This is a genomic window from uncultured Hyphomicrobium sp., from assembly GCF_902826555.1.
Taxonomy (GTDB): domain Bacteria; phylum Pseudomonadota; class Alphaproteobacteria; order Rhizobiales; family Hyphomicrobiaceae; genus Hyphomicrobium_C.
Map to the genome: position 1 here is coordinate 1 of NZ_CADEFI010000001.1, position 12361 is coordinate 12361.

Below are 12361 nucleotides of genomic sequence, written 5' to 3' on the forward strand. Positions count from 1 at the left end.
CGTCGATGCCGTAGGCCCAGTGCAGGCCGGTGTTGAACCATTGCGGCGAGTTGGGTGCACCCATCTGGCGCGCCAGCATGAAGCGGTGCTCGTCGTAGAAAGCGCGGGCATCGTCCTCGGTGGAGAAGTAACCGCCCTTCCAGCCCCAGTAAGTCCAGGTGCCGGCGAGACGGTCGAAGACCTGACGGGCATCGGCCTCGCCGCCAGTGCGCTCGCCCTCGGGAAGGGCTGCGAGCGCGCGCTCGTCGGCTGCGGAGCGCCAGAGCCAGGAGGGAACCTGCGTCTCCTCGACTTTCTTCAGGCGGCGCGGCACGCCGGCTTTGCGGAAATACTTCTGGGCCAGGATGTCGGCTGCGACCTGACTCCACTCCTCGGGCACCTCGAAGCCTTCGAGACGGAAGACGACGGAGCCGTCCGGGTTCTTGATCTCGGAAGTCGCGCGGCGGAACGAGATGCTCTCGTAAGGAGATTTGCCAGCCGTCGTGAAGCGCCGCGTGATCTTCATGTATTTCCTCGTGCAATTTCGAAGTTCGGACGTGCGGCGCAACGAGGAACGGGATGGCGACGCGGTGGTTATTTGGACACACTTCACCCGTGGACCGCCGCGGCGCAGCGTTCCCAGTCAGCGCTCGAAGACAGGCTGACGCAGGTGATACAGGACGTGTTGATTGAGTACTCGGAGCGCTCGCGACCGAAATCCCCCCACAGTGGTCGCGACGAGGACAAAGCTAGTGCGATTCGAGTCAGGGCGAAACTGTGGTGGGCTAGATTTTGTGGGTCGCAGAGGCAACCGCACTAGATCTAGTGGCTGTTGGCGAGTTGGGGATTGACAGCTCGAAAGGCCTGTAATTGCGGCCTTTGTGTGGGATGCCGCAAAAAGCGGCGTGTGTATAAGTCCCAAAAGCGGCCCCATGCGAGGGACTGGCTGGAGGGTAAGCCGAGTCGTCGCTAGGGGGCTGTTGTAAATCTGCCGCAAATGCTGTGTCAGCAACTTTGGCGCAAGCTCCGGGTCCGCTTGCGATCAGAAGGTGACGGTCGGGACGAAAGGCGCGCTGGCATTCAACGGCGGCGCGCGGTAATCGAAAACATCGCGGTGCGGAGGTGCGGACAAATGGGGATTTTCAGCGAGATCTTCAGCTGGTGGGGCGGCAATACCTGGGGCACGCGCCTTACGATCGCGCGCCAGGGCCGGTTCGTCGGCAGCGATTCCTTCGGCAACAGCTACTACGAGCAGTTGAAGGGCGTGGGGCCAGAGGGTCCGCTCGGCCGGCCGCGCCGCTGGGTGACGTACACGAAGCTCGCCGACCCGTCGAAGGTGCCGCCCGAGTGGCACGGGTGGCTGCATTATACCGTCGACACGCCGCCGACCGAGGAGCGCTACGTGGCGAAGCCCTGGCAGAAGCCGCATCGGCCCAACATGACCGGGACGCCCGAGGCGTATCGTCCGGCGGGCTCGATTCTCGGCAGCGGGCACCGGCCCCGCGCCACAGGCGACTACAAGCCCTGGCGGCCCGAGTAGATTTAACGTTCCTGAGCCTTGGCCGCGCCATCGTTGCATCGCAGATGGTCGGACGGACGGGCTCAGATCGTCCATGCGGGAATGCTGTTTTGATGACCGGCCACCGGCCCGACACTTCTATCAATGGCGCGACCGGCATCGCGGTGCTTAGAGCCGTGTGCCTGCTGTTGTCGTTTCTCGCGGCCTCGTCCGCCGGCGCCGTCGAGCGGCTCGACAATCGCGTGGCCGTCTTCTCGGCCCTCGACAAGGTGACCGCCACCATCAAGACGCTCGAGGTGCCGATCAATGAGACGGTGCAGTTTGGCGCTCTCAAAGTGACGCCGCGGGTCTGCTACTCGCGCCCGGCAACCGAGCAGCCCAAGACCACTTCCTTCGTCGAGGTCGACGAGGTGGGGCTCGACGGCAACCAGAAGCGGATCTTCACCGGCTGGATGTTTGCGCAGAGCCCGGGATTGAACGCAGTCGAGCATCCGGTGTTCGACGTGTGGCTGACGGATTGCCAGAAGCCCCGCAACGCGGTGGCCCAACAGCAGCCGCCGCCGACGCCAGGTGCCGAAGGGGTTGCGCCCGAAGCGGAGTGGCAGGCCGAGCCGCCTGCCGAGGGCGAGATTCCGGAGCAGCGGCGGCGCGTGCGCCGCTGATCGAGAGAACGGGCAGCGGGCGAGCAGCCCGTAGGCAGGACGCGGCTGTGTCGTTCGAGACTCACACCGAGGGCGAAGTGCGTCCGCAAAGAAAGAGATGCGCGCTTTCGTCTACCGCGAATCTCGCGGGTTCTGCATAGTTCACTCAATCAAAAGAAATTTCTGCGCACGTTGCACAGAGCTGGACGTCGTGTTCCTCGCGGAACCGTCGAGCGCGCAACGCTTTACTAGTATGCGTGCAGCCGTTCGCTTGCTGGTGTCAGCCGAGACATTCGGAGCCTCCAATGACCGATTCACGCTCCATCGCATACGATGCGACATTCACGATTCTCTACATCGGCCTCTTGGCTGCCATGGCGGTGCTTTCGTTGGCGCTGATGGCGCTCGCCGCATTCGGTATCGAGTTCGGTCCGGCGCAGGTCGGTGCGGCCGCCGTCAACCTGGCGGGCTGGGCGGCCCTGCCGTTGGCGCCGCGCCTTTATCGCCGACTCGTGGGACATCCCTTCTCGTGGCGGGCCAATCGTGCGCTCGGCGGGGAGCCGATCTAAGTCTCAGTTGGAAAGCAGCTTGGCGACGCGGGGCGCGAAGTAGGTGAAGATACCGGACGCACCGGCGCGCTTGAACGCCAGCAAGCTTTCCAGAATGGCCTTTTCCTCGTCGAGCCAGCCTCTTTCGGCGGCGGCCATGATCATCGCGTACTCACCGGACACCTGATAGGCGAAGGTCGGGACCTTGAAGGTCTCCGCTACGCGGCGGACGATGTCGAGGTAGGGCAGGCCCGGTTTCACCATCACCATGTCGGCACCCTCGGCGAGATCGAGTGCCACCTCGCGGATCGCTTCGTCGCTGTTGGCGCTGTCCATCTGGTAGGTGCGCTTGTCGCCTTTGAGGAGCCCGCCAGATCCCACCGCATCGCGGAACGGCCCGTAGAACGCGCTCGCGTACTTGGCGGCATAAGACATGATCTGCGTATTGACGTGGCCGCTTTCCTCGAGCGCGCGGCGGATGGCACCGATGCGCCCGTCCATCATGTCGGAGGGAGCCAGGATGTCGGCGCCGGCCGCCACCTGCACCAGCGACTGGCGCACCAGCATGTCGATCGTCGCATCGTTGACGATGGCGCCTTCGACGAGCAGGCCGTCATGGCCGTGGCTGGTGTAGGGGTCAAGGGCGACGTCGAGAATGACGCCGATGTCGATGCCGGCCTCCTTCACGGCGCGCGTGGCCCGGCAGACGAGGTTGTCCGGGTTCAGCGCTTCGCGTGCGTCGTCGGTGCGCCGCTTGGGATCGGTGTTGGGAAATAGAGCGATGGCCGGGATGCCGAGGGAGGCGGCTTCGCGCGCGGTGGCGACGATCAGATCGACGGAGAGGCGTTCGACACCGGGCATGGAAGCGATGGGCTGGCGCTCGCCCTTGCCCTCGATGACGAACAGTGGCCAGACGAGATCATCGGCTGTGAGCACGTGCTCGGCGACGAGGCGGCGCGACCAGGCGCTCGCGCGGTTGCGGCGCATACGGACGGCCGGATAGCTGCCGGCGGCAGGCGGAGCGGTGGCGGCGCTCGCGCGGGTTGGAAAGGGTTTCGGTACCGTCACGCTTTTGCCTCGGGATTCAGTCCGGCGGACCATCCCGCCTCTCGGGGCCGGATGCAACCCTTTGCGGCAGACAGGGTCAATCGCAGATTTTCTTGAACTTGCGCTCGGCCATATCGACGTGGAAATGGTTACGATGCGCTTCGTTGGCTTCGGGCCCAAGGGTGGTGCCGAAAATGCGGCAGGCGGACGCGTGGATGTCATGCAGGAAGCGGCCTGAGGGCGTCTTGGGCGGCGGCGCGACCGCGTCCCCGGACCCGTCGGCGGACGGGAGCGCGGCAACGGTCTCCGGCGTCTTCTGTTTGCCCTGCTTGGCCTTCCGATCGATCTTCTTTCCGCCGGTCGCCGGCTCCTCCTTGGTGATGGCGGCGGGGATGGCGAGGTCGGTCTTCTTGGGCGGCACGCCTTCGACCAGCGTCTTGCGCGGAAGCGATGTGCCGGTGGTGCCGGACTTCGCGGCCAGCTCGGCGGCTTCGGCTTTCTCTGCGGCGGCTTTTTCAGCGGCTGCGTTGGCGATGGCGGCCTTCGCGGCGGCAGCCTTGGCGATCTCCTTGGCGACGTCGCGCTTGTTCATGCCCCAGTCCGTCAGCACGATGGCCTGCGCGCCCTTGCGGGTGATGAAGCCGCGGATGTCGAGCGCATTCGCCTTGCCGTGCTCGGAGAGCTTGTTGCCGACGCGGCCATAGGCCATGCGGCAGGAATAGTCGCTCATGGATTCGACACGGATGACCTCGGATCCGAGGTGCTTTTTCGCGGCGGGCTGAACCTCTTCCTTCATCCATTTGGTCAGCGCGACGACCATGTCACAGGTGATGACGGGCGGCGGCGAAAACGAGATCTCCGGCGTCTTGCCGATGGAGATGAGGCGAACCGGCGCCATGGTTCCGCAGTCGCCCTTGCGGAAGGGCGGCTCGGGGATCGTCACGGCATCGACGCCCTTCAGGAGCTGTGTGCAGCGCGCCTTCGCCAGCTCCACGTCGACAGCGGGCCACTCGGTCGGGATCGCAGGTTTCTTGGCGGCTGCGTCGTCCTTTTTGTCGGACTTCGGATCGTCCGGCTTTGCGTCGCCGGCGGCGTTCTCGGCCGGCTCATGTGTGTCGGGGGCCGTTCCTGTCGCCGTGGCGGGCTTCTTGTCCGCGTCCGGCTTGGCGCCGGCGTCCTTGCCGGCCGCGTCAGGAAGCGTGTCGTCTTTTTCCGCGCCGGTCTTTCTGCGCTTGGTTTTTTGCTTCTCGTCCGAAAGCGCATTCTTGGCGGCGGCGGTGGCCTTCGATGCAGCCTTGGTGGCGTCGATGACGATGGTTTCGAATGCGCCCGTGACGGTGTCCGTTACCGAGCCGGCGTGCGCCGGGGTGCCCAGCAGCGGCAGCAGGGCGAAGACGGCGCATAGGTGTTTCAAGGGTGCGTTCTCGAGGCTCATCCCATCCCTTGGTCTCGATGAGGCTTCTTCCATTGGCGGAGAAGGCCAGACAGGCCTGGGCCGCGAAGTCGCACGCATGGCCGGCGGGGCGAATCAGGCAGGTAGTTTCATCTCGGCGTCTAAGACTGTATAGCCGCCAAATGTGGCCCCATGTGGCAATCGCGTTCTGTCTCCACCCAATACATCGGTGACGTCGGCGCGATTTGCCAGTCCGCGGAGAATTTCATGGCCGAGACGGCAGACGAGACGCTGAAGGTCGAGATCCAGGGAACGCTGGCGCTCGTAACGCTGGCGCGGCCGCAGGCGCTCAACGCGTTGACGCGGTCCATGCGCTCGAAGTTCTCAGAGGGCCTATGGTCGTTCGCGCGCGACGCGCAGGTCTACGCGGTCGTCATGCAATCGGAGAGCCCGCGTGCGTTCTCGGCCGGGTCGGATGTGCGGGAGGTGATCGGGCTTGCGCGGGCGGATCTCGCGGCTGCCAAGGCGATGTTTGCGGAGGAGTATGCGCTCAACTGGCAGTGCGAGTGTTTCTCCAAGCCGACCGTCCCGCTGATCAACGGCATGGTGATGGGCGGCGGCGTGGGCATCACGCAATTCGGAACGCATCGGGTGGCGGGCGAGGCCTATTCGTTTGCCATGCCGGAGACGGCGATCGGCCTCTTTCCCGATGTCGGCGTCTGTCACGTGCTGGCACGGCTACCGCATCATGCCGGCATGTATCTCGGACTCACCGGGCGCAGTGTGGGACGGGCGGAGGCGTATGCGCTGGGTCTGGTCACGCACTGCATCGGGGCGGGGCGCTTCGAGGAGATCAAGGCGGCGCTGGCCGATACCTGGCCGGTGGACACGATCCTCGACGAGCGCCACGAAGACTGCGGCTCGGGGGAGCTCGAACCCTGCCGCGCGCTGATCGACCGCTGCTTCTCGGCCGATACCGTGGAAGAGATCCTGGCGCGGCTGGACGATGTCGCGGGCGAGCTTCGGGACTGGGCGCAGCATGTCGTTGCCGATCTGCGCCGCCGTTCGCCGCTGGCGCTCAAGATCACGCACCGGCACATCCGCGAGGCGCACACGCGGGAGCTCAGACAGACGCTCGCCGCGGACTATCGATTGGCGTGCCGATTCCTGGAGGCGAACGGAGACTTCTACGAAGGGGTTCGCGCGGCGCTGATCGACAAGGACGGCTCGCCGCGTTGGTCGCCGGCGCGCCTCGAAGATGTGAGCGAAGCGATGCTCGATGCCTACTTCGCACCTCTCGGGACGGATGAGCTGGTGCTGCCGACGCGCGAGGAGATGCAGGCGGCGCGTGCCTGAAGCGGGACGAAGGTTTACCTGCAATTTACCCAAGAGATTGAGCTAATTTTTATGGGTTTCCCGTAGCCTCCAATTATCAGAACCGGAAAACCGGTCGCGTCAAACAGGTTGATGAGTGAGGCAGGGTTATGAACACCGCTATCAGCGCGGGACGCCATCGTGCGCCCGTGGACCAGGATCCTAATCTCCGTTCGGAGTACGTGCAGAGTCTTCACCTCATCGAGCGGCTGCATCGCCTGCTGCTCGATGTCATCAAGGACGAGTTCGATCGCACCGGCAGCTCGGACCTCAATGCCGTGCAGGCGCTCCTGCTCTACAATATGGGCGACCAGGAGCTGACGGCCGGAGAGCTCAAGAGCCGCGGCTTCTACATGGGCTCGAACGTCTCCTACAATCTCAAGAAGCTCGTCGAGATGGGCTACGTCGACTACGAGCGCAGCGAGACGGACAAGCGCAGCGTGCGCGTGTCGCTCTCGGCCAAGGGGCGTCAGGCCGCCGAGGTCGTGACGCGGCTCTACCAGCGTCAGCTCGGCTCGGTCGAGGCCGTGGCGCAGGTGTCGAGCGACGAGCTGCACGGGCTCAACAAGGCGCTCGGACGCCTCGAGCGCTTCTGGACGGACCAGATCCGCTACCGTCTCTAGGTCGATCGGGGATGAACGGAAAAGGGGCGCGGGATCCGCGCCCCTTTTTGCCGTTGCTCCGAGGGGCTTGAACCGAAAGGCAATTCGGCTTTCTGCCCCTAAGGTAAATTGCTTGTTGCGAGCCGGCATCACCTTCACGGCCGGCATCCGGCGGGGGCTTTTTGTCAAAGCCGGAACATGCAATTCTTCCCGCAGAATCCGTGTTCAGAATGCGTAGCTCCTAGGCTTGCTGCGAACGTACGCGGGCGGAGCAGATCAACGTGATCTGGCGGGGGACTCCATGGTGGCATCGCTCGGCACCATCCATCGCAAAAACAGCTATCTCATCGCTGCTGCGACAGCGGCGCTTCTTCTGTCGGGCAGTGCGGCCTCGGCGGTGGACGACTTCTGGAACCTGCAGTTCGGTCCGACCGGAGGCGGGGGCGTCAGCGACCCGGCTACGGAGCGCGAAAAGCTGAAGGAGTTCGAGCGCAATCCGCCCCCCGGATTCCCGACGCTTGCCGCCGCCAACATCGAAGCGACCAAAGCGGCCATCGCTCGCTACGAGCAGATCGTCGAGGCGGGCGGATGGAAGTCGGTTCCCGAGGCGACGGTGAAGCCCGGGGAGGATCATTTCGCCGTCGTCGAGCTCCGTGACCGGCTGATCGTGTCGGGAGAGCTCAGCGCGGACGCGGCCGGCAGCGAGGCGCTCGACGGTACGCTCGTCGAGGCTTTGAAGGCCTATCAGGAAACCAACGGACTGACGCCCAACGGGCGGCTCGATGCGCCGACGGTGGCGGCGCTCAACGTCACCGCCGAGGACCGGCTGAAGCAACTCAAGACCAACCTCAAGCGGCTCGTCGAGATGGTGGCCGTGGTGAAGCCGCAACGCAAATACGTGGTCGTCAACATCCCGGCGGCGCAGGTGGAGGCGGTGGCGCTCAACAAAGTCATCACGCGCCATACGGGCGTGGTCGGCAAGGTGGACAGGCCGACGCCGCTGCTCCGCTCCGCGATCACGGAGATGAACTTCAATCCGATCTGGCGCCTGCCGCCGACCGTGATCCAGAAGGACCTCATCCCGCAGGGGCGGGAGATGCAGGCCAAGGGCGAGAACGTCCTGATCAAGACCGGGATCGAAGCCTACAGCAACGGCAAGAAGGTGGATCCCGGAAGCATCGACTGGAGCTCGGCCGCGCCGAAGTCCTATTCGTACCGGCAGCCGCCGGGGAAGGACAATCCGCTCGGCTTCGTCAAAATCAACTTCGCGTCGGGCGAGTCCGTCTACATGCACGACAGCCCGTCGGAGGGTCTCTTCGGACGCAACTTCCGCGCTGCCAGCTCAGGCTGCATCCGCGTGCACAATATCGAGCGGCTGGCTTACTGGCTGCTCGGGCAGAACGACGGCTGGGATCCCGAGAAAGTTGCGAAAATGAAGGAGACCGGCGAGCGGAAAGACGTGCGGCTGGCCACTCCGGTGCCTCTGCACTTCGTCTATATCACCGCCTGGGCGACCGAGGACGGCACGATCCAGTTTCGTCGCGATCTCTATAATCGCGACGGCGTGGCTGAAATCGCGACCTCATATTGACGAGCGCCAAGGTTTCATTTTTCGGCGGCCGTGTTTGATCTTCGTCAATGCACGGAGTGTATTGCGCCGCAATATTGCCAAGACACCGACAAAAGTCGCCTTCATCTTGTGTTCAGCTGCAAACAGCTCGTTGCAACCGAGGGGATCGCCGCGACATAAGGACTGTTGCACTGTAACACTTGACGGGTAATGGTGGCGCCAAAGTCGGCCTGCCATTAAAAGGCGGTGCCGGCATAAAAAGGTTTCGAGGAAACACGTCGATGGTCGATTACGCAGAGCGTTTCAAAGCATCTCTCGATGCGATCCGCCGAGAGGGCCGCTACCGCGTGTTCGCCGACGTGAAGCGCAACTGCGGCGCCTTTCCTGCTGCCGACCACGTGACGCCGGCCGGCACCAAGCCGATCGTCGTCTGGTGCTCCAACGACTATCTCGGCATGGGCCAGCACCCCAAGGTGATCGCTGCCATGCACGAGGCGATCGATGCCGTCGGCGCCGGTTCGGGCGGCACGCGCAATATTTCCGGAACCACGCACTATCACGTCGAGCTCGAAGCCGAACTCGCGGACCTGCACGGCAAGGAGCAGGCGCTGCTGTTCACCTCGGCTTTCGTCGCCAACGAGGCGACGCTGTCGACGCTCGTCAAGCTGCTCCCGGGCTGCATCATCTTCTCGGACGAGAAGAACCACGCTTCGATGATCGAGGGCATCCGCCACGGCGGTGGCGAGAAGCGCATCTTCCGCCATAACGATCTTGCCGACCTCGAAGCCAAGCTGAAACAGGCGCCGATCGACGCGCCGAAGATCATCGCCTTCGAGAGCGTGTACTCGATGGATGGGCATATCGCGCCCATCGCCGCCATCTGTGACCTCGCGGAAAAGTACCGGGCGCTGACCTATCTCGACGAGGTGCATGCCGTCGGCATGTACGGTCCGCGCGGCGGCGGCATCGCCGAGCGCGACGGCGTCATGGATCGCATCGACATCGTCAATGGCACGCTGGCCAAGGGCTTCGGCGTCATGGGCGGCTATATCGCCGGAACGCGGGACCTTTGCGACGCCATCCGCTCGTTCGCTCCGGGCTTCATCTTCACCACCTCGCTGGCGCCGGCCATCGCAGCCGGTGCGCTGGCCTCAATCCGCCATCTCAAGGTCAGCTCGCTCGAGCGCGCCCGTCACCAGGAGCGCGCGCGGGCCCTCAAGGCCCGCCTCATGGGCGCTGGGCTTCCGGTGTTCCAGAACCAGAGCCACATCGTGCCGGTGCTGATCGGCGATCCGGTGCACTGCAAGGAAGTCACCGATCGGCTGCTCGACGCGCACGGGATCTACGTCCAGCCCATCAACTACCCGACGGTGCCCCGGGGCACCGAGCGGATCCGGCTGACCCCCGGTCCGCATCATACGGACGCGCAGATGGACGAGCTGACGGCGGCTCTCAGCGCGCTGTGGGCCGCTTGCCCGGCTGCCGTGGGCCGTACCGGCAAGCTCGCCGCCGAGTAACCATCCCCCTGGTCCCGATGTTGCGGCGCACAGCCAAATAAATGGGTGCGACGCGACTTCCCTGTTTTGTACCTTCGTCGCATGATATGGCCATGCGCGCGAGACCCGTCTGCCGCAAAGCCTCTGTGTCGCCGTCCCATCGGGGGGACAGCACGCGGGCCCGTTCATCGATAGAAGGTTTCAATTCGCGCCGTTCCCCCACGCATTCAGCCGACCACGAGGAAACGCCATGTTTAAATTGAAGGGAAAGAGCCCGACCACGCGCTTTTTCAAATCCCCGCTCTCTGAGACCGATCCCGAGATCGCGTCCGCGATCGACAAGGAACTCGGCCGCCAGCAGTACGAGATCGAGCTCATCGCTTCGGAGAACATCGTTTCCAGGGCGGTGCTCGATGCCGCCGGCAGCGTGCTCACCAACAAGTACGCCGAGGGCTATCCCGGCAAGCGCTACTATGGCGGCTGCCAGTACGTCGACATCGTCGAGGATCTGGCCATCGAGCGCGCCAAGAAGATCTTCGGCTGCGGCTTCGCCAACGTGCAGCCCAATTCGGGCTCGCAGGCCAACCAGGGCGTCTTCAACGCGCTGGCCAAGCCGGGCGATACGATCCTCGGCCTCAATCTAGCTCACGGCGGCCATCTCACCCACGGTGCGACGGTCAACCAGTCCGGCAAGTGGTTCAAGGCCGAGCACTATCAGGTTGAGCCAGACACGCACCGCGTCGACATGAACAAGGTGCGCGAGATCGCCAAGGAAAAGCAGCCGCGCATCATCATCGCTGGCGGTTCGGCCTATCCGCGCCAGTTCGATTTTGCGGCCTTCCGCTCGATCGCGGACGAGGTCGGCGCCCACCTGATGGTGGATATGGCGCACTTCGCGGGCCTCGTGGCGGCCGGCGAGCATCCCTCGCCCTTCCCGCACGCGCACGTCGTCACCACGACGACGCACAAGACCCTGCGCGGTCCGCGCGGCGGCATGATCCTCACCAATGACGAGGACATCGCCAAGAAGATCAACTCGGCCATCTTCCCCGGCATCCAGGGCGGTCCGCTCATGCACGTGATCGCCGGCAAGGCGGTGGCGTTCGGCGAGATCCTTACTCCGGAGTTCAAGGGGTACGCCAAGCAGGTGATCGTCAACGCCAAGGCGATGGGCGAAGTGCTGGTGAATGCCGGCTTCGCGCTGGTCTCGGGCGGCACGGATACGCATCTCATCCTGCTCGACCTGCGTCCGAAGAAGCTCACCGGCAACATCTCCGAGAAGTCGCTCGGACGGGCGCACATCACCTGCAACAAGAACGGCGTTCCGTTCGATCCCGAGAAGCCCATGGTGACGTCGGGCATCCGTCTCGGCGCGCCTGCGGGAACGACGCGCGGGTTCGGCGAAGCGGAGTTCCGCGACATCGGCCGCATGATCGCCGAGGTGCTGGACGGGCTCGCCAAGAACGGCGAAGCCGGCAACGGCAAGGTCGAGGAAAAGATCAAGGCGGAGGCCACGGCGCTCTGCAAGCGCTTCCCGATCTACTAATCCGAGCTTCGGGGAGAGGCCGCTCGCGGCCGTTTCGCCGGACATCAAACTGCTTTAGAAGAAGGCGCCGGAGCAGGCCGCTCCGGCGCCTTTTATTTTCGGAGACCGAGAGATGCGCTGCCCCTACTGCTCCTGTGAGGAAACGCAGGTCAAGGACAGCCGCCCCACGGAGGAGAATGCGGCCATCCGCCGGCGCCGGGTGTGCCCGGACTGCGGCGGCCGCTTTACGACGTTCGAGCGCGTGCAGCTGCGTGAGCTGGTCGTCGTCAAGCGGAGCGGACGCAAGGTGCCGTTCGATCGCGACAAGCTTTTGAAGTCGGTCGAGGTGGCGCTGCGCAAGCGGCCTATCGAGAGCGAGCGCGTGGACCGCATGGTGTCGGGCATCGTGCGCCAGCTCGAGAGCGCGGGCGAAACCGAGATCCCGTCCTCGACGATCGGCGCCTACGTCATGGAGGGGTTGCGCGCCCTCGATCCGGTGGCCTACGTGCGCTTTGCCTCCGTCTACCGCGATTTCCGCGAGGCGGCAGACTTCCAGGAGGTTCTGGGAGAGATCGCGCGCGATGACGTCATCGGCGACGCGCATCACGCGGCGAAAAAGCATTGAAGAGGGGCAGCGGGTAACGGGCAGCAGGCGCCGGACTTCGTC

Annotated in this window: 11 protein-coding genes and 1 pseudogene; 9 read left to right on the forward strand and 3 right to left on the reverse strand. The window is 64.5% G+C overall.

From position 1 onward, the window contains the following. A pseudogene (locus tag QZV93_RS00005) lies at positions 1-505 on the reverse strand (vitamin B12-dependent ribonucleotide reductase); the annotation flags it as partial. Positions 506-1111: 606 nt separating this feature from the next. Here QZV93_RS00005 and QZV93_RS00010 point away from each other — a divergent pair. The 3 genes from QZV93_RS00010 (at position 1112) to QZV93_RS00020 (ending at position 2708) form a co-directional block, all read left to right on the forward strand. Then, a complete protein-coding gene (locus tag QZV93_RS00010) occupies positions 1112-1519 on the forward strand; it encodes an NADH:ubiquinone oxidoreductase subunit NDUFA12 (RefSeq protein WP_295554904.1) in 408 nt (135 codons plus the stop codon). Positions 1520-1611: 92 nt separating this feature from the next. Next, complete coding sequence (locus QZV93_RS00015) at positions 1612-2160, forward strand: DUF2155 domain-containing protein (protein WP_295554907.1); 549 nt, start codon at positions 1612-1614, stop codon at positions 2158-2160. A gap of 284 nt (positions 2161-2444) precedes the next feature. After that, the gene (locus tag QZV93_RS00020; RefSeq protein WP_295554908.1) at positions 2445-2708 is read left to right on the forward strand and encodes a hypothetical protein; all 264 of its coding nucleotides are present in this window, start codon (positions 2445-2447) and stop codon (positions 2706-2708) included. 3 nt (positions 2709-2711) lie between these two features. On the opposite strand, the gene hemB is transcribed toward QZV93_RS00020, so the two are convergent. Next, positions 2712-3755, reverse strand: coding sequence for a porphobilinogen synthase (gene hemB, locus QZV93_RS00025; protein ID WP_295554909.1), 1044 nt, complete (start codon positions 3753-3755; stop codon positions 2712-2714). Between the two features lie 76 nt (positions 3756-3831). After that, a complete protein-coding gene (locus tag QZV93_RS00030) occupies positions 3832-5169 on the reverse strand; it encodes an extensin family protein (protein ID WP_295554910.1) in 1338 nt (445 codons plus the stop codon). 225 nt (positions 5170-5394) lie between these two features. Here QZV93_RS00030 and QZV93_RS00035 point away from each other — a divergent pair, with 225 nt between their 5' ends. From QZV93_RS00035 to nrdR, 6 genes are all read left to right on the forward strand, one after another. Further along, positions 5395-6483: an enoyl-CoA hydratase/isomerase family protein gene (locus tag QZV93_RS00035; protein ID WP_295554912.1), complete on the forward strand. Its 1089-nt coding sequence runs from the start codon at positions 5395-5397 to the stop codon at positions 6481-6483. 128 nt (positions 6484-6611) lie between these two features. Next, on the forward strand, positions 6612-7124 hold the full coding sequence (locus tag QZV93_RS00040; RefSeq protein WP_295554914.1) for a winged helix DNA-binding protein: 513 nt from the start codon (positions 6612-6614) through the stop codon (positions 7122-7124). Between the two features lie 280 nt (positions 7125-7404). Continuing rightward, the gene (locus QZV93_RS00045; protein ID WP_295554916.1) at positions 7405-8694 is read left to right on the forward strand and encodes a L,D-transpeptidase family protein; all 1290 of its coding nucleotides are present in this window, start codon (positions 7405-7407) and stop codon (positions 8692-8694) included. Positions 8695-8954: 260 nt separating this feature from the next. Further along, positions 8955-10190 carry a 5-aminolevulinate synthase gene (gene hemA / locus QZV93_RS00050; RefSeq protein WP_295554917.1) on the forward strand — a complete coding sequence of 412 codons (1236 nt, stop codon included), beginning with the start codon at positions 8955-8957 and terminating at the stop codon, positions 10188-10190. Between the two features lie 229 nt (positions 10191-10419). Next, positions 10420-11715: a serine hydroxymethyltransferase gene (gene glyA / locus QZV93_RS00055; protein ID WP_295554918.1), complete on the forward strand. Its 1296-nt coding sequence runs from the start codon at positions 10420-10422 to the stop codon at positions 11713-11715. Positions 11716-11827: 112 nt separating this feature from the next. Next, the gene (gene nrdR, locus QZV93_RS00060) at positions 11828-12319 is read left to right on the forward strand and encodes a transcriptional regulator NrdR (protein ID WP_295554920.1); all 492 of its coding nucleotides are present in this window, start codon (positions 11828-11830) and stop codon (positions 12317-12319) included. Positions 12320-12361: the final 42 nt, after the last annotated feature.

Excerpts from the sequence above, each read along its gene's own strand:
- QZV93_RS00015 (WP_295554907.1), top strand. The coding sequence starts at position 1,612 with ATGACCGGCCACCGGCCCGACACTTCTATCAATGGCGCGACCGGCATC.
- QZV93_RS00020 (WP_295554908.1), top strand. The coding sequence starts at position 2,445 with ATGACCGATTCACGCTCCATCGCATACGATGCGACATTCACGATTCTC.
- QZV93_RS00030 (WP_295554910.1), bottom strand. The coding sequence starts at position 5,169 with ATGAGCCTCGAGAACGCACCCTTGAAACACCTATGCGCCGTCTTCGCC.
- glyA (WP_295554918.1), top strand. The coding sequence starts at position 10,420 with ATGTTTAAATTGAAGGGAAAGAGCCCGACCACGCGCTTTTTCAAATCC.
- hemA (WP_295554917.1), top strand. The coding sequence starts at position 8,955 with ATGGTCGATTACGCAGAGCGTTTCAAAGCATCTCTCGATGCGATCCGC.
- QZV93_RS00010 (WP_295554904.1), top strand. The coding sequence starts at position 1,112 with ATGGGGATTTTCAGCGAGATCTTCAGCTGGTGGGGCGGCAATACCTGG.
- QZV93_RS00040 (WP_295554914.1), top strand. The coding sequence starts at position 6,612 with ATGAACACCGCTATCAGCGCGGGACGCCATCGTGCGCCCGTGGACCAG.
- QZV93_RS00035 (WP_295554912.1), top strand. The coding sequence starts at position 5,395 with ATGGCCGAGACGGCAGACGAGACGCTGAAGGTCGAGATCCAGGGAACG.
- QZV93_RS00045 (WP_295554916.1), top strand. The coding sequence starts at position 7,405 with ATGGTGGCATCGCTCGGCACCATCCATCGCAAAAACAGCTATCTCATC.
- nrdR (WP_295554920.1), top strand. The coding sequence starts at position 11,828 with ATGCGCTGCCCCTACTGCTCCTGTGAGGAAACGCAGGTCAAGGACAGC.